Consider the following 20,649-nt stretch of genomic DNA (forward strand, 5'->3'; position numbering starts at 1 on the left):
GATGCCGAAGCCGCTGACTGTTGATCACGCGGGTCTGACCCTTGGGTCAGACCCTGGTTTACCGGTTTTAGGCCGGAACCACGGCAAAACATAGCGAAAAAAGCCAAACGATTGCCGGATCTGGCCACTTAATCTACAATCTTGGCTCCATTACGGTCTCACGTAACTGGCGAAAAACTAGCTGGCGCTTGCGCTGCTGGTGAGAGGTGGGCAACCACCGGGGAACGTGAGATATATCAATCAGCCGTTCGCCTGGGCAGCCACGATGGAAACGTGCGTTTCGGCTGCCCTGTCACTTTTTGGCTCCCGATTCGATCCAATCTGCCTTAAAAACTGGAGTAATTTCATGTTCGCAAAAGATCACACCCTCGCCAACGTTGACGCGGAGCTGTTTGCCGCTATCCAGAACGAGAACAAGCGCCAGCACGACCACATCGAGCTGATCGCTTCTGAGAACTACACTTCGCCAGCCGTAATGGAAGCCCAGGGCTCCCAGCTCACCAACAAATACGCCGAAGGCTATCCAGGCAAGCGCTACTACGGTGGCTGCGAGTACGTGGACGTCGTCGAGCAACTGGCTATCGACCGTGTCAAGCAGCTGTTCGGCGCCGAAGCGGCTAACGTGCAGCCTAACTCCGGTTCCCAGGCTAACCAGGGCGTGTTCTTCGCTGTCCTGAAGCCAGGCGACACCATCATGGGCATGTCGCTGGCGGAAGGCGGTCACCTGACCCACGGCATGGCGCTGAACATGTCCGGCAAATGGTTCAACGTGGTTTCCTACGGTCTGACCCCGGAAGAAGACATCGACTACGACGCAATGGAAGCCCTGGCGAAAGAACACAAGCCTAAGCTGATCATCGCCGGCGCTTCGGCTTTCTCCAAGAAGATCGACTTCGAACGCTTCGCTAAAGTAGCCAAGGCCATTGGCGCCTACTTCATGGTCGACATGGCGCACTATGCCGGCCTGATCGCCGCTGGCCTGTACCCGAACCCGGTTCCGCACGCTGACTTCGTGACTTCCACCACCCACAAGTCCCTGCGCGGCCCACGTGGCGGCATCATCCTGATGAAAGCCGAACACGAAAAGATCATCAACTCCTCGATCTTCCCTGGCATCCAGGGCGGTCCGCTGATGCACGTGATCGCTGGCAAGGCAGTGGCCTTCAAGGAAGCGCTGACCCCGGAATTCAAGGCCTACCAGCAGCAAGTGGTGAAGAACGCCGACGTGCTGGCCAAGACCCTGATCAAGCGCGGCCTGCGCATCGTGTCCGGCGGCACCGAGTCGCATGTGTTCCTGGTCGACCTGCGCGCCAAGAACCTGACCGGCAAGGAAGCGGAAGCTATCCTGGGCCAGGCGCACATGACCTGCAATAAGAACGGCATCCCTAACGACCCACAGAAGCCATTCGTGACCTCCGGTATTCGTCTGGGTTCGCCAGCCTTCACCACCCGCGGTTTCAAGGAAGCGGAAGCGGAAGAAGTGGGCAACCTGATCGCCGACGTGCTGGATAACCCGCACGACGCAGCAACCATCGAGCGCGTGAAAGCCGCTGTGAAGGTGCTGGCTGATAAATTCCCTGTTTACGCCTAAGCACGCGGTTGGTACTATCGAGGCGCCGGATCGAAAGGTCCGGCGCTTTTTCATTCAATAATAAGAGACGCCACATCCATGAAATGCCCGTTCTGCCAGCACGATGATATCCAGGTCCTCGACACCCGCGTGTCGGAGGAAGGGGACGCCATCAAGCGGCGCCGGCGCTGCGTGAATTGCGATAAGCGCTTCACCACGTGGGAGCGGATCGAACTGACCATGCCTTACGTGGTTAAGAAAAACGGCAGCCGCACCGAGTATTCGGCCGACAAGCTGCGCGCCAGCCTGATGCTGGCCTTGCGCAAGCGCCCAGTTGCCGCCGAGTCTGTCGACAAGGCGGTGTCCTCCATTGAAGAAAAGCTGCTGACCAGCGGCCAGCGTGAAGTCGATTCCGTCTTCGTTGGCGAACTCGTCATGGCTGAACTCAAACGCCTCGACAAGGTGGCGTATATCCGCTTCGCTTCCGTCTACAAGAACTTCGAAGACCTGGCCGAATTCCAGGACGCGATCGAAGAAGTTGGTGACGGTCAAGAGCTCTCTTCCAAGGCTTGATATTTCTCAAACCCGCAAGTCCTCTGCTGACTAATTTGATCAGCAGGGGGAGGGCTGCGCTATGCGTCATCCATTTGCTGGGTTCACCATGGTGGAAGTGCTGGTTGCCGTGCTGCTGCTCGCCGTCGGCCTGGTCGGCGCGCTGGCGATGCAGGCGCACGCCATGCGCTCTCGGCAGGAATCGGCACTGCAGACCGAAGCCCTGCAGGCTGCCGCGACGCTGGCCGACCGCATTCGCGCCAACGCTGCGCAGTCTTCCGCTTACCTGGGTTTTGAGTTTGATGCGGAAACGGCCGCGGCGCTCGATGCGCCGGCCAATTGTGCTGCTGCCCCTTGCGACCCGGCCACCATTGCACGCCTGGAGCTCAGTGAATTTCGCCGGCATCTAGCGGCCACGCTGCCGCGCGCCCGTGCTGTAGTTTGCCGCGATTCCAGCGCCGCGCCCGGCGGGCAGTTGCAATGGCCGTGCTCCGGCGCTGCCGATGCTCCCGTTGTCATCAAAATAGGTTGGCATAGCCGTCGCCCGGATGGCTCCAGCACCAGCTTCACCGCCGCGCCTGGTATAGCTTTGCCCGTCGCGCTTGCCGGGCCGCCGCTGCTGCCGCCATCAGGTGCGCCACCTGGCGCGGGAGAAGGGCAATGAAGCCGCTCCAGCACGGATTGGCCATGCCGGAAGTCCTGATCGCCATGGCGCTTAGCCTGCTGGTCGCGCTGGCGGCTGCTTCGCTGCTGCACGCCTCCAATGGCGACTTCCTGCATAACGGCGCCAATACGCGCATTGACGATAGTGGCCGCTTCGCTCTGTCGATCATCGGTCAATCCCTGCGCCAGGCAGGCTATCCCGGTGAGCCGGGCGCTGATGCTGCCACCGGACCAGCACCACCTCTTGCCATTGAGGGCCGCGATGCAGCTGGCGTGGCTACCAATGCCGAAGGCCTCGGCGACCCACAAGCATCCGTCAACGGCAGCGATGCACTGGCCATTCGTTACGCTGCCACTGCGATCATCGGCGCAACGGCTGGCGGGGCTATGCTCAATTGCGCCGGTTTTCCCGCCGATTCTGGCGAATGGGCGTGGAGCATTTTCTATCTGGCCCGGGCCGGCGATGGCATCGCCGAACTTCGCTGCAAATACAAGGGCGAGAATGGCTGGGGTTCCGATGCCGTAGTGCGCGGAGTCGATGCCTTCCACCTTCTATATGGCATCGATACCGACAGCCCGCGCGACAACATCCCCAACCTTTACCTGACTGCCCGCGGAATTGACGCCCTCGATGACATGCTCCCTGCGGCGGAACGTGTGATGCGGCCTCATTGGCGCCGCATCACCAGCGTCCGCATTGTCTTGCTGCTGCACGGGGAAAGCGGCTCGCGCGGCGGCAACCGGTTAAGCAGCTACGAATTGCTGCCGGGCGCCGATCCGGGAGCACGCATCGACGAAGCCAGCTTGCCAGCGCCGATGCAGCACCGTGCGCGGCGCCTGTTCACGGCGACTGTCGCCTTGCGCAACCCTTGACGGAGGCCGCCATGCACTACTACGAGCGTGGCGTCACTCTTCCTGTAACGATGCTGTTGCTGCTCGCCGCGCTGACCATCGGCGCGTCGGCGGCTCAAATGGCCATGCTGGGCGAGAAGGCCGCCCGCGCTGAACGGGACCGCCTGATCGCCTTCCAGTCTGCGGAGGATGCACTGATGGATGCAGAACGCGATATCAACGCCGGCCTGGGCCAGCCACTCGACCCGGCGAACAATTCCGGGCCCGCCCCCGCGTGGCAAGCCGTTGACCTGGCTGGCAATGGCGGCACTGAATATGGCGCGATGACTGGCGCCTCGATGGAAAGCGGGCAGGGCGTGCTGCCATTCCGCCGTCCGCGCTACCTGGTGGAGCGCATCGCCTATACGCCGGCCGGTGCGCCGCCGGCCTACTACTACCGTGTGACAGTGATTGGCTTCGGCACGCGTCCCGGCTCCGAGACAGTGCTTCAGGCCAGCTACACGCCACCGGCACCGGTGCGCCGCCACAGTTGGCGCGAAATCATGGATTGGCCAGCGCTGCACGACGCCGCGCGCCGCGAGGGTGGTCAATGAGCGCGCGCGACTGCGCAGGTGGCAGCCTGCTCGGGATGCTGGCCGCCCTCGTCATCATCGGCATACTCGCAGGCGTGGCGATGCCCGTCTGGAGCGAAGCCGTCATCCGCATGCGTCGCAGCGAAGCGCAAGCCGCACTGCAGGAGCTGATGCAGCAGCAGGAACGCCATTTCACGCGCTTCAACAGCTACGTGGCGTTCTCGGCCAACACTGCCGGGGACTACCGCTGGTGGTCCGGCCGCACTGCCGGTTCCAGTGCCTATGAGCTGGAAGGCAAGGCTTGCGACGGCCAGCAGATCCGCGACTGCATCCAGCTGGTTGCCACGCCCGGTACGTCCAACGTCGATAACCGCTTCAGGGATCCGCAATGCGAACGCCTCATCCTCACCAGCAGCGGGCTTCACCTGGCCACCGGCCCCTCGCGCAGCTGCTGGCGCTGATGCACGCGGCGCGCCAGCCGGTAGAGAAACGCCCCGGCTTCACGCTGCTGGAGCTGATGATCGTCCTCGCCGTCCTGTCCATCCTGTTTGCCTCCGCGCTGCCCGACCTCAGCAATATGCTGGCCGGTCGCCAACTGCGCACCGCTTCCGCCGACCTTCTGGCGGCCATCAACGACACCCGTGCCCAGGCCATCGCCCGCCGCCGCGTGGTGACCCTGCTGGCTGAAAACGGCGATTGGCAGCAAGGCTGGATGATTGTTGTTGACGCTAACGCCAACCGCAGCCCCGACCCTGACGAGGCAATCCTGTACCGCCACAGGGCGGCGCCCGAACGCCTGCGGGTAAGGGCCAGGTTCACCGACAACACAACCCCCTCCTATATTTCATATAATGCAGCAGGAACAAGCTGCCGCTCCGCCCATCCGAATGCCGCCAATTTTGGCACCATCACCCTTGAACTGGCCGGGGCGCAGCGCAATATCAAGATCAATATGCAGGGCAGGGCGCGCTTATGCGATCCCGTCCTGGAACCGGCTACTTGCGCAAGCATATGAATATCAACAGTGACCTCGAAGGCATGCGGCTCGCCCTGCAATGGGCGGAAAAAGGGCTGTTCACCACCTCCCCGAATCCTCGTATCGGCTGCGTCATTGTGCGTGACGGCGTGGTGATCGGCGAAGGCGTGACGCAAGCCGCTGGCCAGGACCATGCCGAAGTCCAGGCGCTGAAAGACGCCAAGCGCCGCGGCCACGATGTACGCGGCGCCACTGCCTACGTCACACTGGAGCCATGCAGCCACCACGGCCGCACGCCGCCCTGCGCGGACGCGCTGGTGCGGGAAGGACTTGGACGCGTGGTGGCGGCGATGGAAGACCCCAATCCTCTGGTTGCCGGCAATGGCATGGCGCGCCTTTCTGCCGCCGGGATTGAAGTCGCCAGCGGCCTGCTGGCCGACCAGGCCTATGAAATGAATATCGGCTTCTTCCACCGTATGCGCCATGGCTTACCCTGGGTGCGCATGAAGACCGCTGCCAGCCTGGATGGCATGACTGCCCTGCACAATGGTCAAAGCCAGTGGATTACCGGTCCCGAGGCGCGCGCCGACGGCCACGCCTGGCGCGCGCGCGCCTGCGCCATCCTGAGCGGTATCGGCACGGTAAAAGCCGACGACCCGCAACTGAATGTGCGTGCCGTCGAAACGCCGCGCCAGCCACGCCGGATCGTGGTCGACAGCAAGCTGGAAATCAGTCCACAAGCGCGCGTGCTGGAAGGTGGCGGGACCTGGATCATCGCCGCCGCCCATCATCCGGAAAAGGAAGCAGTCCTGCGTGACAAGGGCGCCGAGATCATTGTGCTGCCGAACGCGCACGGCAAAGTCGATTTGCCGGAGCTGATGCGTGAGCTGGGACGTCGCCAGATCAACGAACTGCACGTCGAGGCGGGCGGCAAGCTGAATGGCTCGATGATCCGCGAAGGCTGCGTGGACGAACTGCTGGTCTACCTGGCACCAACCCTGCTGGGCGATGCGCAAGGGATGTTCGCCCTGCCTGCGCTGACAGAGCTCAGCGGCAAGCACAGCCTGAAATTCCACGAGGTTAAGCAAGTCGGTGCCGATTTGCGTATCCTTGCCCGATTCAACCCTCATTAAAGATCACTATGTTTACTGGAATCGTAGCCGCCGTCGGCAAAATCAACACCGTAACCCCGCTGGAAGGCGGCGCTGATGCGGGCGTGCGCCTGGACGTGAACGCGGGCGGCCTGCCGATGGCCGACGTCGGCCTGGGCGACTCGATCGCCCTGAACGGCGCCTGCATGACGGTGGTGGAGAAAACCGCCACCGGCTTCACCGTCGACGTTTCGCGCGAAAGCCTGAACAAGACTGTCGGCCTGGATACCACCACGGAAGTGAACCTGGAAAAGGCCCTGACCCTGGCCGAGCGCCTGGGCGGCCACCTGGTCTCCGGCCACGTTGACGGCCTGGGTGTGGTGCGCAAGTTCGAGCCGGTCGGCGAATCGCACGAGCTGGTGATCGAAGCCCCGCGCGACCTGGCGAAATACCTCGCCTACAAAGGTTCTGTGGTGGTGAACGGCGTTTCGCTGACCGTCAACCGTGTTGAAGACAGCGCCAGCGGCTGCTCGTTCTCGATCAACCTGATCCCGCACACGATCCAGGTCACCACGTTGAAGCACCTGAAGGCGGGGTCCAGAGTCAACCTCGAGATCGACTTGATCGCCCGCTACGTTGAGCGCATGCTGTCGCTTAGCTCAGCGGGTTGATTTGGGACGCCACGCGCGGGTGCTGTGGTTTAGGTAATCAGGGCTTCGATTCCTTTCATCTCGACCAATTGAAGCAATTTTGCGGCTGCACCGCTGGGGCGTTTCCCGGCGGTCGGAGACTCCCACTTCTGCACGGTTGAAACGCTGACGTTGAGGAAGGATGCAAAGACAGCTTGGCTCATCCTGGCTTTAGTCGTGCGAATCTCGATGACCCGGTCAGGCGTGTAGGCGGGGGGCTCGTGGCAAAGCGTTCGCACATGCGCTAAGTCCGTTTTTGACATGACTCCATAAGTGCTAAGACTTTCCGCAGTCTCCAACAACTCGCCGAGCATTCGGGCCTCTTCACTCGCTTTCTTGCTCACTGCAGATTTCCTTCAAATCGCGGCTCTCAGCGAGCTCTTCAAGCTGGACCAGAGTTAATGCCTGTAGGCTCTCCGCGATAGTTTTTGCTGCGGTTACGACGGCATCAGGAAAATCTTGGCCGGGTTGGCTTTTCTCACGGCCGACCAGGAACACAATTGCCGAACTGTGCCGTTTTGCGCCTTCCTGGCCCAGCGGTCGAAAGTCTTCGTTTTGAACACCTTCTTACGATCCATGGATAAGTGTAGCACTTGGTGCTACACATTGTGCGCGATCAGCCAGTAATGTGAGCGGCGGCGATGTAGGCCGGCACTTCGGCGTTGATGCCCAGTTTTACCTGGCGGGTGAGGTCATCTGCCAGCACTTCCTCTTTACCTTCCGCGAGCGCTACAACGATTTGTGCGGCGACATCTTCCGGCTTGATCTTGTCAATCTCGTAGCCGGCAGTCATGTCGGTATCCATATAGCCCATGTGGGCGCCCAACACTTGCGTGCCTTGTGCGGCCAGTTCAATGCGCAAGCCGTTGGTCAGCGCCCAGGCGGCTGACTTCGACATGCTGTAAGTATTGGTCGGGCCCTGGCTGTACCAGGCCAGCACGGACAGGATGTTGACGATCGCGCCGCCGCCGTTGGCTTTCAACGCCGGGGCGAAGCCTTTGCTCAGCAGCATAGGTCCGATCACATTGGTTTCCAGCTCGGCGCGCGCCTGTTCAAGCGCGTTGTCGGCCAGGATGCCGCCGGCGCGGACGATGCCGGCATTGTTGATCAGCACGGTCACATCTTTGTACTCACGGGTAACGGCGGCGATTTCGTCGTGCTTGGTCACGTCCAGTTGGACCGGGGTTACGCCGGGCAGGGTGACTGTTTTCGGATCACGGGCGGCGCCGTAGACTTTCTTCGCGCCGGCTGCCAGCGCTGCCTTTGCCAGTTGCAGGCCCAGGCCACGGTTTGCGCCAGTGATGAATACGACGGAATCTTTGAGGTTCATGATGGGTTTCCTTGAAGGGTTAATGATGACGGTCGTCATCGAATGACTTAATAATAGTGATCGCAATTAAAAAATTCAAGGAAAATTTTGAAGGGGCGCGCGAAGCGCCCCGGCTGCGGACTAAAGCAGGGTAGCGGTGAGGGTGATGTTGGTATTCAGGACTTTGGAGACCGGGCAGCCAACTTTTGCCTTATTGGCAAGCTCCTCGAACTTGGCCTGGTCGGCGCCAGGAATCTTGGCCTGCAGGTCGAGGTGGATGGCGCTGATGGCAAAGCCGTCCGCCACCTTGTCCAGCGTTACTTCGGCCTTGGTTTCCATCTTTTCGGCCGTGAATCCGGCTTCGCCCAGGATCAGCGACAGGGCCATGGTGAAGCAGCCGGCATGCGCCGCGCCGATCAACTCTTCCGGATTGGTGCCCGGTTTACCTTCGAAACGGCTGGAAAATCCATATGGCGCCGCCTGTAACGCGCCGCTTGCCGTACTGATCGCTCCACGTCCATCCTTGATGCCGCCAGTCCAGACGGCCGAACCGCTAGTCTTCATCGCTGCCTCCTTGGTTGAAAAAGCAATTCAGTCTAGGCCAAAACCCCTAATGGCGGCGCTCAAGGGGCGGAAGTGCGCCAAATCCTTTAAAATAGCGGGTTAACAAAGAAACGCTCTGTGCCTCACATCAAAGGAAAAAAATATGTCCATTTCCAGCACCGAAGAAATCGTCGCCGAACTGCGCGCCGGTCGCATGGTGATCCTGGTCGATGAAGAAGACCGTGAAAACGAAGGCGACCTGGTGCTGGCCGCCGAGCACGTCACGCCGGAAGCGATCAATTTCATGATCAAGCACGCGCGCGGCCTGGTGTGCCTGACCCTGACCGAAGAGCATTGCAACCAGCTCGACCTGACCATGATGACGGCCAAGAACGGCACTTCGTTCGGTACCAACTTCACGGTATCGATCGAAGCGGCGGAAGGCGTGACCACCGGTATTTCGGCTGCCGACCGCGCCAAGACCATCCAGGTCGCCGTGGCCAAGGGCGCCAAGCCAAGCGATATCGTACAGCCGGGCCACATCTTCCCGCTGCGCGCAGTACCGGGCGGCGTGCTGATGCGCGCCGGCCATACCGAAGCGGGCTGCGACCTGACCGCGATGGCTGGCCTGATGCCGGCTTCCGTGATCTGCGAGATCATCAAAGACGACGGCACCATGGCGCGCCTGCCGGAACTGCTGGAATTCGCCCAGGAACACGGCTTGAAAATCGGCACCATCGCCGACCTGATTCACTACCGCAGCCAGAACGAATGCATGGTGGAGCGCATTGGCGAACGTCCGCTGCGCACCGCGCACGGCGACTTCCGCATGATCGCTTTCCGCGACAAGCCAAGCGGCGCGGCCCACCTGGCGCTGGTGCATGGCGATATGGCTCCTGGCAAGGAATCGCTGGTGCGCGTGCACCAGCCGGTCTCGATCCTGGACCTGCTGGAAACCGAAGCCACCACCCACTCCTGGAACGTGTCGTCCTCGATGAAGGCGATCAAGGCGGCGGAGCAGGGCGTGATGGTGCTGCTGAACTGCGGCGAGACCGCGGAGCAGCTGTTCGGCCAACTGGATGCGCTTGGCAAGAACGTGCGTCCGACCGGCCGCGCCGCCAGCATGGACCTGCGCAGCTACGGCATTGGCGCGCAAATCCTGCGCGATGTGGGTGTCCACAAGATGCAATTGCTGGCCAGCCCGCGCAAGATGCCTTCGATGACCGGCTTTAACCTTGAAGTCACCGGCTACATGGCCAAACCTGCCGCCTAAGCGCGGCTTAACCCGAATCCAGAAAAGAGGACCACCATGACCGTAGCAACCTACGAAACCAACCTGTCCGGCGAAAACCTGCGCATCGGCGTCGTGCAAGCGCGCTTCAATGAAGACGTTTGCCATGGCCTGCTGTCGGCCTGCCTGCAGGAACTGAAGAACCTGGGCGTGGAAGATGAAGACGTCCTGCACGTGACCGTGCCGGGCGCGCTGGAAGTGCCGCTGGTGCTGCAGAAGATGGCCGAGTCCAACCAGTTCGACGCGCTGATCGCACTGGGCGCCGTGATCCGCGGCGAAACCTACCACTTCGAGCTGGTGTCCAATGAATCCGGCGCAGGCATCACCCGCGTGGGCCTGGACTACAGCATCCCTATCGCCAACGCCATCCTGACCACCGAGAACGACGAGCAGGCGGAAGTCCGCATGGCCGTCAAAGGCGCCGAAGCTGCGCGCTGCGCCGTCGAAATGGCCAACCTGTCGATCGCCTTGGAAGAGCTGCACCAGGACCTGGGCGACGACGAGTAATTCAACAAGAAGGTAAGAACATGACTGACAATATGACGCACGCTAACCCGAGCAAGAACCGCACGCCGCGCCACCGCGCACGTGAGTTCGCGCTGCAGGGCCTGTACCAATGGCTGCTGAACAATGAAGAAGCGGCCAAGGTCGTCAACAACATCCGCGGCGCGCATGGCTTCGACAAGGCGGACGGCGAGTACTTCGCCGACCTGCTGCGCGGCACCATCAAGCAATCGGTCGAGCTGCGCGAAATGTTCACGCCGCTGGTCGATCGCGGCATCGGCGAACTGTCCCCGATCGAGCACGCTGTGCTGCTGATCGGCGCGTACGAGCTGAAGAACAATGTCGAAATTCCATACCGCGTCGTGATCAACGAAGCAGTGGAGCTGACCAAGTCCTTCGGCGGTATCGATGGCCACAAATATGTGAACGGCGTGCTGGACAAGCTGGCTGCCCAACTGCGCGGCGACGAAGTCGCGGCAGACAAGAAGCGTTAATCCCTTCCTCCGGGGCCTGCGGCAATCGCCGTGGGCCCGTCTTTCAGCACCAGTTGTCCCTTCACCAGCCATGCGGCTGAAAAGGCCATGACCGCAAGGGTCTCCGGCCAGAAGATGGATTGCTGCTGCCCATTCAGTTCCAGGATCGCAATCCATATGAAGGCCAGCGCCATGATGGCGCCGCAGGCTACGTAGACCTTGTTGCGTTGGCATTTCTCCCGCGTCGGCATGGACGGCGTGTTGGCGCGGAAGCGGAAGGTCACCAGGTAGAACGTCATCACAAAGAAGGCGGCGACAAAGATGAAGTGGTAGCCCAGTGGCCCATGAGGCGCGTGCAACAGGGCTGCCACCAGCTTGGTTTCGTCATCCGGCAGGATGGTGCCCGGTGATCGCAGGACGCCCATCGATATTTTCATCGGGAACAGGGCGATGCCGATTGCCGACGCCCCGGCGACGATGGAAATCCAGCGGTCGTGCCGATGGCCGGTATGAAAGAACGCCATGACCACGCCACCCACGACCAGGGCGCCGACGAATACGTCACGCGCGCTGCTGTAGTAATAGGCGCTGATGGAATTGGTGGTCCAGACCTGGTCCGGCGAGAGGAAGGCGAGCAGGCGAACGCTGACCGGCATCAGGAATGCGATCCAGCCCACGGTTTGCTGCAAGGTCCGTTCGGAGATGAGCAGGTGGTTTGCGGTCGACATACCCCCATTCTGCGCCGCACAATATAAAAAAGCCACCCGTGGGTGGCTTCTTGCGCGCAGGGGGGCGATTACAGGCCGGCCAGCTGGTCTGCGCTGATTGGCTTGTCAGCCTGGGCCACAGTGGTTGGGGCTTCTTTTGCCTTGGCCGGAGCCGGAGCGGCAGCAACCTGCTGCGGTGGGGTGATGTAAGGCACCTTCTTGCCGGCGGAAACCTGCTTCAGGCGGGAGTATTCCGCCAGTACGCGCGAGCCATAGCCGTCATCGGTCTCGAAAGCGGCTGCGCCAACATAGAATTTCAGGCCGGCCTCAACGGAGCCGCCTTTGGCCACGTAATCCCTCAGGATGAGGGCGCCAACACGGATGTTGGCAACCGGGTTCAGCGCAGCCTGCACGCCGCCCATGTCCTGGAATTTGTCGGTGTGGACCTTGGACATCACCTGCATCAGGCCTTGCGCGCCCATCGGGCTTTCCGCGAACGGGTTCAGGCCCGACTCGATAGCCATCACGGCCAGGATCAGCAGCGGATCCAGCTTGATTTCACGAGCGGTCAGGTAGGCGGTGGAAACCAGCATATTGGTGGCGTCGCCCGCTACGCGGTACCGCTTGGAGAGCCAGTTGGTGACCGCGTCCTGCTGCTGCTTGGAGCCCACCAGGTCCTTGTCCTCGGCAGCAAGCTGCGCTTCGGTGGTTGCGATGACCAGGCCGGCCGGACGTACCGCAGGCGCTTCCATCAGTTCGGACAGCGGAGGTGCAACCACAATTTGCTTCGGCACAGGCTGCTCGTCGCGCAGGGCATGGGCCAGGTCGGTTGCCAGTTCAGGGCGGGCAACCATGGCGCAAGCCATAACCAGTGCAGCGATACCGAAGAGGCTCAGCATGGACTGAGCTGCGGTCATCAGGCCGCGTGCCGAAATGCTTTGCGTGGAAATCCACGAAGCGGGCTGGCGAGCCCATAGGCGGGCGCTATCGAGCACCCCATTGAATCGATTGTTCATTCAGAACTCCCCTGAAATGTAAGAGTCAAAACGCGTCCCTGCCGCGTTGAAACGCGGTCAATTCGACGTGCCATAGTCGTTACATCAGTGTTATCTTCGCCCACCGCCGCACAGGTTGCACGGGACTGGACGCCATCATTGTTTGCTAAAGCTGGCGGGTCTATGGGGCCAGTTGCAACACAACTTTTTCCGGGTGAGAGGCAGACGCCTCGTGAAAAACACTCCTTAAAATGTCTGTGGAGCCCGGATACTCCGTGAATGTAATGAGTGACAACTTAGTTGGCATATGTGCCATGTCCTCATCAGGTAGGTCAAATTGTAGGAGGGGTATTATATCCCGTCAATACTAACGAAGACGTTCTTTATTACTTTTGAGTATAGCTTTCTCGTGTACACATTGACAAAAACCAATAAAATCAACGGCTTGACTAAAAGTGCTCAGACGACTCGTCGGGAGCAAAATAATCGTAAAAAAGTATGAAATATCGCGATCTCCGAGATTTTATTTCTCAACTGCAAGCGATGGGCGAACTTAAGCGCACAAGTTTGCCTGTTTCACCACACCTCGAGATGACGGAAGTCTGCGACCGCACCCTGCGTGCCGGTGGTCCTGCCATCCTGTTCGAGAAACCGGCTGGTTTCGACATGCCGGTGCTGGGCAACCTGTTCGGCACCCCGCGCCGCGTGGCGCTGGGCATGGGCGCTGACGATGTCGGCGAGCTGCGCAAGATCGGCCACGTGCTGGCGCAGTTGAAAGAGCCCGAGCCGCCAAAAGGCTTCAAGGACTTGATGGGCCTGGGCTCCCTGGTAAGAGCGGTGTGGGATATGTCGCCTAAAGAGATGCGCGGCGCGCCCTGCCAGGAGATCGTGTGGGAAGGGAATGATGTGGACCTGGCCCGCCTGCCGATCCAGCATTGCTGGCCTGGCGACGTGGCACCCCTGATTACATGGGGCCTTGTCATTACCAAGGGCCCCAACAAGAAGCGCCAGAACCTGGGCATCTACCGCCAGCAGGTACTGGGGCGTAACAAGGTAATCATGCGCTGGCTGGCGCACCGTGGCGGCGCGCTGGATTTCCGTGAGCACTGCATCAGGAATCCTGGCCAGCCTTACCCGGTCTGCGTGGCGCTCGGCGCCGACCCGGCAACCATCCTCGGCGCCGTAACGCCGGTGCCGGACAGCCTGTCGGAATACCAGTTCGCAGGCCTGCTGCGCGGCAGCCGCACCGAGCTGGTAAAGGCGATCGGCAGCGAATTGCGGGTGCCGGCGTCGGCGGAAATTGTGCTGGAAGGGCATATCTACCCGGATGAAAACCATCCCTCCGGCTATGAGCATGGCCTGGAAGGTCCCTATGGCGACCACACCGGCTATTACAATGAGCAGGACTGGTTCCCGGTCTTCACCATTGACCGCATTACCATGCGGCGCGACCCGATCTACCATTCTACTTATACAGGCAAGCCGCCGGACGAACCGGCGGTGCTGGGTGTGGCGCTGAACGAGGTCTTTGTGCCGCTGCTGCAGAAGCAGTTCAGCGAGATCACCGACTTTTACTTGCCGCCGGAAGGCTGCAGTTACCGCATGGCGGTGGTGCAGATCCGCAAGCAGTACGCCGGCCATGCCAAGCGCGTGATGTTCGGGGTCTGGAGTTTCCTGCGCCAGTTCATGTATACCAAGTTCATCATCGTGGTGGACGAGGACGTGAACATCCGCGACTGGAAGGAAGTGATCTGGGCGATAACAACCCGTGTCGACCCGAGCCGCGACACCACGCTGGTCGACCATACGCCGATCGATTACCTGGATTTCGCTTCGCCGGTCAGTGGGCTGGGCAGCAAGATGGGCATCGACGCCACCAATAAATGGCCGGGTGAAACCAGCCGGGAGTGGGGCACGACCATCGCCATGACGCCCGACGTGAAAGCCCGTGTCGATGATATTTGGCAGCAGCTCGGTTTATAGCCTATAATTGCGCCCGGGCGGGCCCCTGCGCATTGTGGCACGGTTAACCTGGTCAGGTCGGGAACGAAGCAGCCAAAGCTGTTCACCGCAAGTGCCGCAGATCAGGCTCGCCTCTTTGAATTTGTTAAAAAGCTGCCATTGGCAGCTTTTTTTATTTTCTCACTCGGAATCCAGCTCGGCCTGCAGCGGGCGAGTGGAAATCTCCATCAGTGGATTTTCCTTCAGCAGCGCCGCGTCGGCCTGCAAGCGGATCTGGTGCTTGTCGTCGCTGAGGAAGCGCTTGGTGCCGTTCCTCTCTTCGGCCAGCCATTGCGGGTTGGGCGCCTCACGGTGATATGCTTGCAAAAATGGCAAAGTCTAGATGAGCTCTGGCCAAACGTCTAATGTTGTCCGCAGTGCCTGCTATCTACGGTAAAATTCCGATCATGTCCTATCAAGTCCTCGCTCGCAAATACCGTCCCCGGAACTTTGAAACGCTGGTCGGCCAGGAGCACGTGGTTCGTGCGCTGACTCACGCGTTGCATACCGGTCGCCTGCACCACGCCTACCTGTTTACCGGGACGCGCGGTGTCGGCAAGACGACGCTGTCCCGCATCCTGGCCAAGTCGCTCAATTGCGTCGGCCCGGACGGCAATGGCGGCATCACGGCTACCCCGTGCGGGGTGTGCGAGGCATGTACCGCGATTGACGGCGGCCGCTTTGTCGACTACATCGAGATGGACGCGGCCTCCAACCGCGGTGTCGATGAAATGGCACAGTTGCTGGAGCAGGCGGTGTACGCGCCGTCCAATGCGCGCTTCAAGGTCTACATGATCGACGAAGTGCACATGCTGACCAACCACGCTTTCAACTCGATGCTGAAGACGCTCGAGGAGCCGCCGGAGCATGTCAAGTTCATCCTGGCGACCACCGATCCGCAAAAAATTCCTGTCACCGTGCTGTCGCGCTGCTTGCAGTTCAACCTGAAGCAGATGCCGCCGGGACATATCGTCGGCCACCTGGAAAATATCCTGGGCCAGGAAAACGTGATGTTCGAGCAGCCTGCCTTGCGCTTGCTGGCGCAGGGCGCCCACGGTTCGATGCGCGATGCCTTGTCGCTGACCGACCAGGCGATTGCATACGCCGCCGGCGCTGTCACGCTGGATGCGGTGCAGGGCATGCTGGGTGCGCTGGACCAGTCTTACCTGGTACGGCTGCTCGACGCGCTGGCCAATAAGGATGGCGCGGACCTGATGGCGGTGGCCGATGAGATGGCGGCGCGCTCGCTGTCGTACAACGGCGCCTTGCAGGACCTGGGCACCTTGCTGCACCGGATCGCGCTGGCGCAGACCGTGCCTTCCGCCGTGCCTGTGGACCTGCCTGAATATAACGATGTTGTGCGGCTCGCTTCCTTGTTTGACGCTGAGGAAGTGCAGCTGTATTACCAGATCGCCGTGCACGGCCGCAATGAACTGGGGCTGGCGCCGGATGAATATGCCGGCTTCTCCATGACATTGTTACGCATGCTTGCCTTTCGGCCCGGCATCGGTGGGGCAGATGGCCAAGCGGCCAGCGCCCCGGTAGCTGCTCGTCCCGCCGGCGCGAATCCCGCCCGCGCGGCTGCCGCAGCTGCCATGGCGGCCAGCGCCGCAACGGCGGATCGCATGAGTGTTCCGGTCGGCCAGCCGGCGCCGGCATCCAGTGCCGCCGTTGCACCGGCGGTGCCGCCAGCGCCGCCCGTGCAACAAGTCGCACCAGCCGCCGCTGCAGCAGCAAACGCCCCCAGCGCCGCGCACCTGACCAGCGTCCCGACCGCCCCTGCGGCGGCCGCCGTGCCGCCAGCGCCAGCTGCTGCGCCGCAGGTTACATTGCCGCAGGCTACTGCGCCTGCCGCTGCGCCATCGCAGGCTGCCGCGCCAGCCGCTGCACCTGCACCGCAGCCCGCGCCCGCCGCCGGCAGCCGCCCGATGAGCCCCGCCAAGATGGCCATCACGGCCGCATTGGAAGCGGCCCGCGCCGCCGCCGCCGCCCGTACTGGCCAGCGAGCCCCGGCACCAGCACGCCCGACCGCACCACCGGACGACGCTTCGGCGCCGCCGGCCGCCGCAGCGCACGCCGCACCCGCTGCCGCACCGCGCGTCGCGATGCTGTCGGCGCCAGCTCAAGCCCAGCACTCCGCTCCGGCCGCGCCATCCGCACCGCGCGCACCAGCGCCGTGGGAAGACGCCCCGGCACCAGGCGCACCTTGGGATGAACAGGGCAGCGCCGCCAGCGTGATGGAAGCCCCGTCGCAAGTGCCCCAGCGCCAAGCAGCCCCCGTGCAGCAACAGGCCGAGGACGACGACCTGCCGCCCTGGGTCACCGACTTCTCTGAAGACTCCGCAATGCCGGCCGGCGCCGGTCACATTTCCGGCATGTCGCCGGCAGCGCCACAGCAGCGCGCCAGCGCGCCCGTCAAGGCGCCGTATGAATACGTCATTAGCCCAGTGCCTGAACTGGGCTGGGATGGCAACTGGCCAGCGCTGGCAGCGCACCTGCCGCTGCGCGGCGTGGCGCAGCAACTGGCCACCCAGGCCGAACTGCTAAGCTGTGGCTTCGACGGCGATATGGCGGTATTCCGCATCCGCTGCCCGATCGAAACCTGGGCCACTCCGGCCAACGTGGAAAAACTGACCTCCGCGCTGACCGAACGCTTCGGCCGCGCCGCTCGCGTTGAAACCGAAATCGGCAAGGCCTGGTACACCACCAGCGTCGAAGCCCAGGCGCACCGCGACAATTGCCAGCGCGCCGCTGAAGAAACAGTGGCCGCCGATCCATTTATCAAAGCAATGATGCGCGACTTCGGCGCCTTCATCGTGCCCGGCTCGATCGTGGCGCCGATGACGCCGGCGCATTAAACCCAATACTCAACACCGAAATACGGAGAACCACACCATGATGAAGAACCAACTGGCCGGCCTGATGAAACAAGCGCAAGCCATGCAGGACAACATGAAAAAGGCGCAGGATGCGCTGGCCCTGATCGAAGTTGAAGGCCAGGCCGGCGCCGGTATGGTGAAGGTCGTGATGACCTGCAAGAACGACGTGAAGCGCGTATCGATCGACCCTTCGCTGCTGGGTGACGACAAGGACATGCTGGAAGACCTGGTAGCCGCCGCCTTCAACGACGCCGTGCGCAAGGCCGAAACCACCGCCTCCGAAAAAATGAGCGGCCTGACCGCCGGCCTGCCGCTGCCACCTGGCTTCAAGATGCCGTTCTAAGCCAACATCATGTTCATCATCACGCTCACGTATCTCAAATCGGCCGAGGAGATCGACAAGCTCCTCGCCGCGCACAGCGAGTACCTGCGCGAGCAATATGCCAACGGCATGTTCCTGATGTCTGGACGCCTGGTGCCGCGCACGGGCGGCGTCATCCTTGCCACGGCCGACAGCCGGGCCGATATCGAAGCGGTGATTGAGCTGGACCCGTTCAACGAAGCGGGTGCCGCCAGCTACGCGATCACCGAATTCGTGCCAACCAAGACGGCCGATTTCCTGAGCGCCTTCAAGCAAGCCTGACCTCATGGCGAAGTCCTTTGAATTCCTGACGGAGGCGCTGCGTCGCCTGCCTGGTGTCGGTCCCAAGTCGGCCCAGCGCATGGCATTCCACCTCCTGCAGCACGACCGCGAAGGCGCCGCCATGCTGTCGCGCGCCTTGTACCAGGCGGTGGAGCAGGTGCACCACTGCGCGCTGTGCAACACCTTCACCGAAACCGAGATCTGCGACACTTGCGTCGACGAGTCGCGCGACAAGCGCCAGCTATGCGTGGTCGAAACGCCGGCCGATCAGGCGATGATCGAATCCACGCTGACCTACAAGGGCCTGTACTTCGTGCTGATGGGGCGCCTGTCGCCGCTGGATGGCATCGGCCCGAAAGACATCCACCTCGAAAAACTGCTGGCGCGTGCCGCGGACGGAGTAGTGGAAGAAGTGGTGTTGGCAACGAACTTCACCAACGAAGGCGAAGCGACCGCCCACTACATCAGCGAAATGTTGAAAGCGCGCGGCCTGGCCGTAACCCGCCTGGCACGCGGCGTGCCGGTCGGCGGAGAGCTCGAATACGTCGACGCCGGCACCATCGCCCGCGCCATGCTCGACCGCCGCAGCACCTGATCAGCAGGCGAGCACTGTCCTGTCACAGCCTCCGACGGCGCTGTCGTAGGCAATTTCAGCTTGATAAAGGCTTGCTTATTGCGGCTGCCGCGATTGCCTACACGGACATGGGTCGGTTGGCACGAGAATGGCTCGGGACGAAGGCAATCATTAATTGGATTGCTGCGACAAGCGAATAGTTGTTTGGGCTCTCCCAGCGGGTAAGGAGGCGGGTGATGGCGTACCGCCAGAGAGCCGTAGCACACAATGTAAGCTTGCCGCAGCCAGCCAACAGCTGCCATTGAATGTTTGAAGAGAGATTTATATGAACGAACGCCCGATACCTGCTGCCGCGCAAAGGGACGCTGCGTCGCTAGAAATGCTGCGTGTATGGATAGCCGAGAAGCAGTTGCATTGCTCGCTGAAGATTGGCATGTATAGGGACGGGTTGGGTATTGATGAGGAAGTGGCTTGGGGAACGATCCTTGCGGATTCGGCCCGACATATTGCCCGAGCACTCCATCCTGAAGATGCGAATGCGGAAGCCGCTGCACTGCAGAAAATCCTTCATGGATTAAATCAGGAGCTTGATGCGCCGACATCGGACATTAATGGTGGATTTGTGTAAGCGACCCAATCCAGCCAACAGCAGGCCTTGGATTATGCAGTAAGAACTTATGGGACTTAAATAAATGAGCGTTCCTCAAATTTCATCGGATCAGCTTCAACGAGCGTGGCAATGCGCAGCTATTTGCGATGCCTTAATAATCTCGGAGGATTGGCTAAGAACATTCTGCTATATGCCGAACTGGGTAGATGGGATCGCAATGGCCAAATATGATAACGGTGCTGGAGATAACGTTGTCGCATTCTTCAGCTTCGACGGGAAAACTGTAATCAAGGGCTTTGACCACGAATCCAAAGTAAGCCCACATGCGCGTGAAGAATACGGAGTCTGGCCAGGCCTATACGACGGTTTGCCCTCCGATCTTTTGGGCTTGCTAAGCGACGAAGCAGCCGAATATCAAGACGTTACGTTTTGCTGCTGGAGCGTAGACGGTAAATCATGGAAGACCGGAAGCGCGGTAATTCCTGATGACATAGATGATGGTTCCGCATGGCTACTTCGCATGATTCAGATGAATGCAGAGCAGTTCATTAAGTGGGCAAAATCCTACTATGAAAAAGATTTTGACCGGATCGGAGAAAGCGGAATCCTCTCAGTGTTCAAGAATGGGGCGCCTAACTGCTGACGAAGTGAGCATTGAAGGTCGGAATTCGGCTGCGGACGCCAGTTCAAATATGAGAGAGTTGAAGTGACATCTGAAAGCGAAAAGGAATTTCAAGAGTTACTCGCTTATGTGGGGTTTTTCGCCACCGAAATTTGGGGAGTAGACCCTGAGTCGGACACCCACCCTGCGAGATCAATAGAAGCAACCCTCCGACAATTTGGCGAACCCATGGCGCTTATTGGCCTACGCCAAGCAGCCAACGATACTCTTGAAGAAACACTGCGTTGGAACGTTGATGCGAGAGCTTTCGTTGACGAGGCATTCAGGGCGGGAGGTGTGGTTACGGTGTCTGAGATTGCTCGTCGCTATTCTGCAAGTTATAAGCGCGTATTGAAGCGTGGCCAAATCCGCGACGAGACGGAATACTATGTCATTAATGCCGTCCTGATTGATCAAGGGAATGGAATTTCGGCCGGGGAACGGACTCAGCTGCAAAGCTTAATTGATATGTATGATGCCCATCTCTGACTTCC

The 20,649-nt window shown here is 60.9% G+C and carries 26 protein-coding genes, 1 other RNA gene and 1 riboswitch; of the genes, 21 read left to right on the forward strand and 6 right to left on the reverse strand.

What is annotated here, in order from left to right:
• Window positions 1–152 precede the first annotated feature (152 nt).
• A riboswitch (ZMP/ZTP riboswitch) is annotated at window positions 153–265 on the forward strand.
• 81 nt (window positions 266–346) lie between these two features.
• The 9 genes from glyA to ACQ4MM_RS13010 all read left to right on the forward strand — a co-directional run bounded on the left by glyA (window position 347) and on the right by ACQ4MM_RS13010 (window position 6,947).
• On the forward strand, window positions 347–1,591 hold the full coding sequence (gene glyA / locus ACQ4MM_RS12970) for a serine hydroxymethyltransferase (protein WP_431477751.1): 1,245 nt from the start codon (window positions 347–349) through the stop codon (window positions 1,589–1,591).
• A gap of 78 nt (window positions 1,592–1,669) precedes the next feature.
• Window positions 1,670–2,143 carry a transcriptional regulator NrdR gene (nrdR, locus tag ACQ4MM_RS12975; protein ID WP_431477752.1) on the forward strand — a complete coding sequence of 158 codons (474 nt, stop codon included), beginning with the start codon at window positions 1,670–1,672 and terminating at the stop codon, window positions 2,141–2,143.
• A gap of 61 nt (window positions 2,144–2,204) precedes the next feature.
• A complete protein-coding gene (pilV, locus tag ACQ4MM_RS12980; protein ID WP_431477753.1) occupies window positions 2,205–2,786 on the forward strand; it encodes a type IV pilus modification protein PilV in 582 nt (193 codons plus the stop codon).
• Window positions 2,783–3,658: a PilW family protein gene (locus tag ACQ4MM_RS12985; RefSeq protein WP_431477754.1), complete on the forward strand. Its 876-nt coding sequence runs from the start codon at window positions 2,783–2,785 to the stop codon at window positions 3,656–3,658. Before pilV ends, ACQ4MM_RS12985 begins: the two co-directional genes overlap by 4 nt.
• Window positions 3,659–3,669: 11 nt before the next feature.
• The gene (locus tag ACQ4MM_RS12990) at window positions 3,670–4,230 is read left to right on the forward strand and encodes a PilX N-terminal domain-containing pilus assembly protein (RefSeq protein ID WP_431477755.1); all 561 of its coding nucleotides are present in this window, start codon (window positions 3,670–3,672) and stop codon (window positions 4,228–4,230) included.
• Entirely contained in the window at window positions 4,227–4,670 is a 444-nt protein-coding gene (locus ACQ4MM_RS12995; protein WP_431477756.1) for a type IV pilin protein, read from the forward strand. The genes ACQ4MM_RS12990 and ACQ4MM_RS12995 overlap by 4 nt, the downstream gene beginning before the upstream one ends.
• Window positions 4,598–5,224 carry a GspH/FimT family pseudopilin gene (locus ACQ4MM_RS13000; RefSeq protein ID WP_431477757.1) on the forward strand — a complete coding sequence of 209 codons (627 nt, stop codon included), beginning with the start codon at window positions 4,598–4,600 and terminating at the stop codon, window positions 5,222–5,224. Before ACQ4MM_RS12995 ends, ACQ4MM_RS13000 begins: the two co-directional genes overlap by 73 nt.
• Entirely contained in the window at window positions 5,221–6,318 is a 1,098-nt protein-coding gene (gene ribD / locus ACQ4MM_RS13005) for a bifunctional diaminohydroxyphosphoribosylaminopyrimidine deaminase/5-amino-6-(5-phosphoribosylamino)uracil reductase RibD (RefSeq protein ID WP_431477758.1), read from the forward strand. Before ACQ4MM_RS13000 ends, ribD begins: the two co-directional genes overlap by 4 nt.
• A gap of 8 nt (window positions 6,319–6,326) precedes the next feature.
• Window positions 6,327–6,947, forward strand: a complete 621-nt coding sequence (locus ACQ4MM_RS13010) for a riboflavin synthase (protein WP_431477759.1) — start codon at window positions 6,327–6,329, stop codon at window positions 6,945–6,947.
• A 29-nt stretch (window positions 6,948–6,976) separates the two neighbouring features.
• On the opposite strand, the gene ACQ4MM_RS13015 is transcribed toward ACQ4MM_RS13010, so the two are convergent.
• The 3 genes from ACQ4MM_RS13015 to ACQ4MM_RS13025 form a co-directional block, all read right to left on the reverse strand.
• Window positions 6,977–7,309, reverse strand: a complete 333-nt coding sequence (locus ACQ4MM_RS13015; RefSeq protein WP_431477760.1) for a helix-turn-helix domain-containing protein — start codon at window positions 7,307–7,309, stop codon at window positions 6,977–6,979.
• Between the two features lie 272 nt (window positions 7,310–7,581).
• Window positions 7,582–8,295, reverse strand: a complete 714-nt coding sequence (locus tag ACQ4MM_RS13020; RefSeq protein WP_431477761.1) for an SDR family oxidoreductase — start codon at window positions 8,293–8,295, stop codon at window positions 7,582–7,584.
• Between the two features lie 120 nt (window positions 8,296–8,415).
• Window positions 8,416–8,838 carry an OsmC family protein gene (locus tag ACQ4MM_RS13025; RefSeq protein WP_431477762.1) on the reverse strand — a complete coding sequence of 141 codons (423 nt, stop codon included), beginning with the start codon at window positions 8,836–8,838 and terminating at the stop codon, window positions 8,416–8,418.
• 142 nt (window positions 8,839–8,980) lie between these two features.
• Here ACQ4MM_RS13025 and ribBA point away from each other — a divergent pair, with 142 nt between their 5' ends.
• From ribBA to nusB, 3 genes are read left to right on the forward strand one after another with little or no spacing between them, the layout of a single operon-like run.
• Window positions 8,981–10,090, forward strand: coding sequence for a bifunctional 3,4-dihydroxy-2-butanone-4-phosphate synthase/GTP cyclohydrolase II (gene ribBA / locus ACQ4MM_RS13030; RefSeq protein WP_431477763.1), 1,110 nt, complete (start codon window positions 8,981–8,983; stop codon window positions 10,088–10,090).
• A gap of 36 nt (window positions 10,091–10,126) precedes the next feature.
• A complete protein-coding gene (gene ribH / locus ACQ4MM_RS13035) occupies window positions 10,127–10,615 on the forward strand; it encodes a 6,7-dimethyl-8-ribityllumazine synthase (RefSeq protein WP_431477764.1) in 489 nt (162 codons plus the stop codon).
• A 20-nt stretch (window positions 10,616–10,635) separates the two neighbouring features.
• Window positions 10,636–11,106, forward strand: coding sequence for a transcription antitermination factor NusB (nusB, locus tag ACQ4MM_RS13040; protein WP_431477765.1), 471 nt, complete (start codon window positions 10,636–10,638; stop codon window positions 11,104–11,106).
• Here the strand turns inward: nusB and ACQ4MM_RS13045 are convergent.
• Both ACQ4MM_RS13045 and ACQ4MM_RS13050 read right to left on the reverse strand, forming a co-directional pair.
• Window positions 11,103–11,813 (reverse strand): hypothetical protein, encoded by a 711-nt coding sequence (locus ACQ4MM_RS13045; RefSeq protein ID WP_431477766.1) that lies wholly within the window; start codon window positions 11,811–11,813, stop codon window positions 11,103–11,105. The genes nusB and ACQ4MM_RS13045 overlap by 4 nt on opposite strands.
• A 68-nt stretch (window positions 11,814–11,881) precedes the next feature.
• On the reverse strand, window positions 11,882–12,808 hold the full coding sequence (locus ACQ4MM_RS13050; RefSeq protein WP_431477767.1) for a transglycosylase SLT domain-containing protein: 927 nt from the start codon (window positions 12,806–12,808) through the stop codon (window positions 11,882–11,884).
• Between the two features lie 477 nt (window positions 12,809–13,285).
• On the opposite strand from ACQ4MM_RS13050, the gene ubiD reads away from it, so the two are divergent.
• Both ubiD and ffs read left to right on the forward strand, forming a co-directional pair.
• On the forward strand, window positions 13,286–14,770 hold the full coding sequence (ubiD, locus tag ACQ4MM_RS13055; RefSeq protein WP_431477768.1) for a 4-hydroxy-3-polyprenylbenzoate decarboxylase: 1,485 nt from the start codon (window positions 13,286–13,288) through the stop codon (window positions 14,768–14,770).
• Between the two features lie 16 nt (window positions 14,771–14,786).
• An RNA gene (ffs, locus tag ACQ4MM_RS13060) (signal recognition particle sRNA small type) lies at window positions 14,787–14,885 on the forward strand.
• A 44-nt stretch (window positions 14,886–14,929) separates the two neighbouring features.
• On the opposite strand, the gene ACQ4MM_RS13065 is transcribed toward ffs, so the two are convergent.
• Window positions 14,930–15,115, reverse strand: a complete 186-nt coding sequence (locus ACQ4MM_RS13065; RefSeq protein WP_431477769.1) for a hypothetical protein — start codon at window positions 15,113–15,115, stop codon at window positions 14,930–14,932.
• 80 nt (window positions 15,116–15,195) lie between these two features.
• On the opposite strand from ACQ4MM_RS13065, the gene dnaX reads away from it, so the two are divergent.
• The 7 genes from dnaX (at window position 15,196) to ACQ4MM_RS13100 (ending at window position 20,644) form a co-directional block, all read left to right on the forward strand.
• Window positions 15,196–17,646, forward strand: a complete 2,451-nt coding sequence (dnaX, locus tag ACQ4MM_RS13070; RefSeq protein WP_431477770.1) for a DNA polymerase III subunit gamma/tau — start codon at window positions 15,196–15,198, stop codon at window positions 17,644–17,646.
• A 37-nt stretch (window positions 17,647–17,683) separates the two neighbouring features.
• A complete protein-coding gene (locus tag ACQ4MM_RS13075; RefSeq protein WP_090436651.1) occupies window positions 17,684–18,010 on the forward strand; it encodes a YbaB/EbfC family nucleoid-associated protein in 327 nt (108 codons plus the stop codon).
• 9 nt (window positions 18,011–18,019) lie between these two features.
• Window positions 18,020–18,310 (forward strand): YciI family protein, encoded by a 291-nt coding sequence (locus ACQ4MM_RS13080; RefSeq protein ID WP_431477771.1) that lies wholly within the window; start codon window positions 18,020–18,022, stop codon window positions 18,308–18,310.
• Between the two features lie 4 nt (window positions 18,311–18,314).
• Window positions 18,315–18,905, forward strand: coding sequence for a recombination mediator RecR (gene recR, locus ACQ4MM_RS13085; protein WP_431477772.1), 591 nt, complete (start codon window positions 18,315–18,317; stop codon window positions 18,903–18,905).
• A 304-nt stretch (window positions 18,906–19,209) separates the two neighbouring features.
• Window positions 19,210–19,512: a DUF5076 domain-containing protein gene (locus ACQ4MM_RS13090; RefSeq protein WP_431477773.1), complete on the forward strand. Its 303-nt coding sequence runs from the start codon at window positions 19,210–19,212 to the stop codon at window positions 19,510–19,512.
• Window positions 19,513–19,576: 64 nt separating this feature from the next.
• Entirely contained in the window at window positions 19,577–20,137 is a 561-nt protein-coding gene (locus ACQ4MM_RS13095; protein ID WP_431477774.1) for a hypothetical protein, read from the forward strand.
• A gap of 63 nt (window positions 20,138–20,200) precedes the next feature.
• Window positions 20,201–20,644, forward strand: coding sequence for a hypothetical protein (locus ACQ4MM_RS13100; RefSeq protein ID WP_431477775.1), 444 nt, complete (start codon window positions 20,201–20,203; stop codon window positions 20,642–20,644).
• Window positions 20,645–20,649 lie beyond the last annotated feature (5 nt).

Source organism: Massilia eburnea, from assembly GCF_050709955.1.
Classification (GTDB): domain Bacteria; phylum Pseudomonadota; class Gammaproteobacteria; order Burkholderiales; family Burkholderiaceae_D; genus Rugamonas; species Rugamonas eburnea_A.

What these genes read in the sequence shown, in the direction of transcription:
- ACQ4MM_RS13000 (WP_431477757.1), top strand. Translation starts at nt 4,598, where the DNA reads ATGCGAACGCCTCATCCTCACCAGCAGCGGGCTTCACCTGGCCACCGG.
- ACQ4MM_RS13020 (WP_431477761.1), bottom strand. Translation starts at nt 8,295, where the DNA reads ATGAACCTCAAAGATTCCGTCGTATTCATCACTGGCGCAAACCGTGGC.
- ACQ4MM_RS13080 (WP_431477771.1), top strand. Translation starts at nt 18,020, where the DNA reads ATGTTCATCATCACGCTCACGTATCTCAAATCGGCCGAGGAGATCGAC.
- nusB (WP_431477765.1), top strand. Translation starts at nt 10,636, where the DNA reads ATGACTGACAATATGACGCACGCTAACCCGAGCAAGAACCGCACGCCG.
- ACQ4MM_RS13075 (WP_090436651.1), top strand. Translation starts at nt 17,684, where the DNA reads ATGATGAAGAACCAACTGGCCGGCCTGATGAAACAAGCGCAAGCCATG.
- pilV (WP_431477753.1), top strand. Translation starts at nt 2,205, where the DNA reads ATGCGTCATCCATTTGCTGGGTTCACCATGGTGGAAGTGCTGGTTGCC.
- nrdR (WP_431477752.1), top strand. Translation starts at nt 1,670, where the DNA reads ATGAAATGCCCGTTCTGCCAGCACGATGATATCCAGGTCCTCGACACC.
- ACQ4MM_RS13045 (WP_431477766.1), bottom strand. Translation starts at nt 11,813, where the DNA reads ATGTCGACCGCAAACCACCTGCTCATCTCCGAACGGACCTTGCAGCAA.
- ACQ4MM_RS12985 (WP_431477754.1), top strand. Translation starts at nt 2,783, where the DNA reads ATGAAGCCGCTCCAGCACGGATTGGCCATGCCGGAAGTCCTGATCGCC.
- dnaX (WP_431477770.1), top strand. Translation starts at nt 15,196, where the DNA reads ATGTCCTATCAAGTCCTCGCTCGCAAATACCGTCCCCGGAACTTTGAA.
- ribH (WP_431477764.1), top strand. Translation starts at nt 10,127, where the DNA reads ATGACCGTAGCAACCTACGAAACCAACCTGTCCGGCGAAAACCTGCGC.
- ACQ4MM_RS12995 (WP_431477756.1), top strand. Translation starts at nt 4,227, where the DNA reads ATGAGCGCGCGCGACTGCGCAGGTGGCAGCCTGCTCGGGATGCTGGCC.
- ACQ4MM_RS13025 (WP_431477762.1), bottom strand. Translation starts at nt 8,838, where the DNA reads ATGAAGACTAGCGGTTCGGCCGTCTGGACTGGCGGCATCAAGGATGGA.
- ribBA (WP_431477763.1), top strand. Translation starts at nt 8,981, where the DNA reads ATGTCCATTTCCAGCACCGAAGAAATCGTCGCCGAACTGCGCGCCGGT.
- ACQ4MM_RS13090 (WP_431477773.1), top strand. Translation starts at nt 19,210, where the DNA reads ATGAACGAACGCCCGATACCTGCTGCCGCGCAAAGGGACGCTGCGTCG.
- glyA (WP_431477751.1), top strand. Translation starts at nt 347, where the DNA reads ATGTTCGCAAAAGATCACACCCTCGCCAACGTTGACGCGGAGCTGTTT.
- ACQ4MM_RS13010 (WP_431477759.1), top strand. Translation starts at nt 6,327, where the DNA reads ATGTTTACTGGAATCGTAGCCGCCGTCGGCAAAATCAACACCGTAACC.
- ubiD (WP_431477768.1), top strand. Translation starts at nt 13,286, where the DNA reads ATGAAATATCGCGATCTCCGAGATTTTATTTCTCAACTGCAAGCGATG.
- ACQ4MM_RS12990 (WP_431477755.1), top strand. Translation starts at nt 3,670, where the DNA reads ATGCACTACTACGAGCGTGGCGTCACTCTTCCTGTAACGATGCTGTTG.
- ribD (WP_431477758.1), top strand. Translation starts at nt 5,221, where the DNA reads ATGAATATCAACAGTGACCTCGAAGGCATGCGGCTCGCCCTGCAATGG.
- ACQ4MM_RS13050 (WP_431477767.1), bottom strand. Translation starts at nt 12,808, where the DNA reads ATGAACAATCGATTCAATGGGGTGCTCGATAGCGCCCGCCTATGGGCT.
- ACQ4MM_RS13095 (WP_431477774.1), top strand. Translation starts at nt 19,577, where the DNA reads ATGAGCGTTCCTCAAATTTCATCGGATCAGCTTCAACGAGCGTGGCAA.
- recR (WP_431477772.1), top strand. Translation starts at nt 18,315, where the DNA reads ATGGCGAAGTCCTTTGAATTCCTGACGGAGGCGCTGCGTCGCCTGCCT.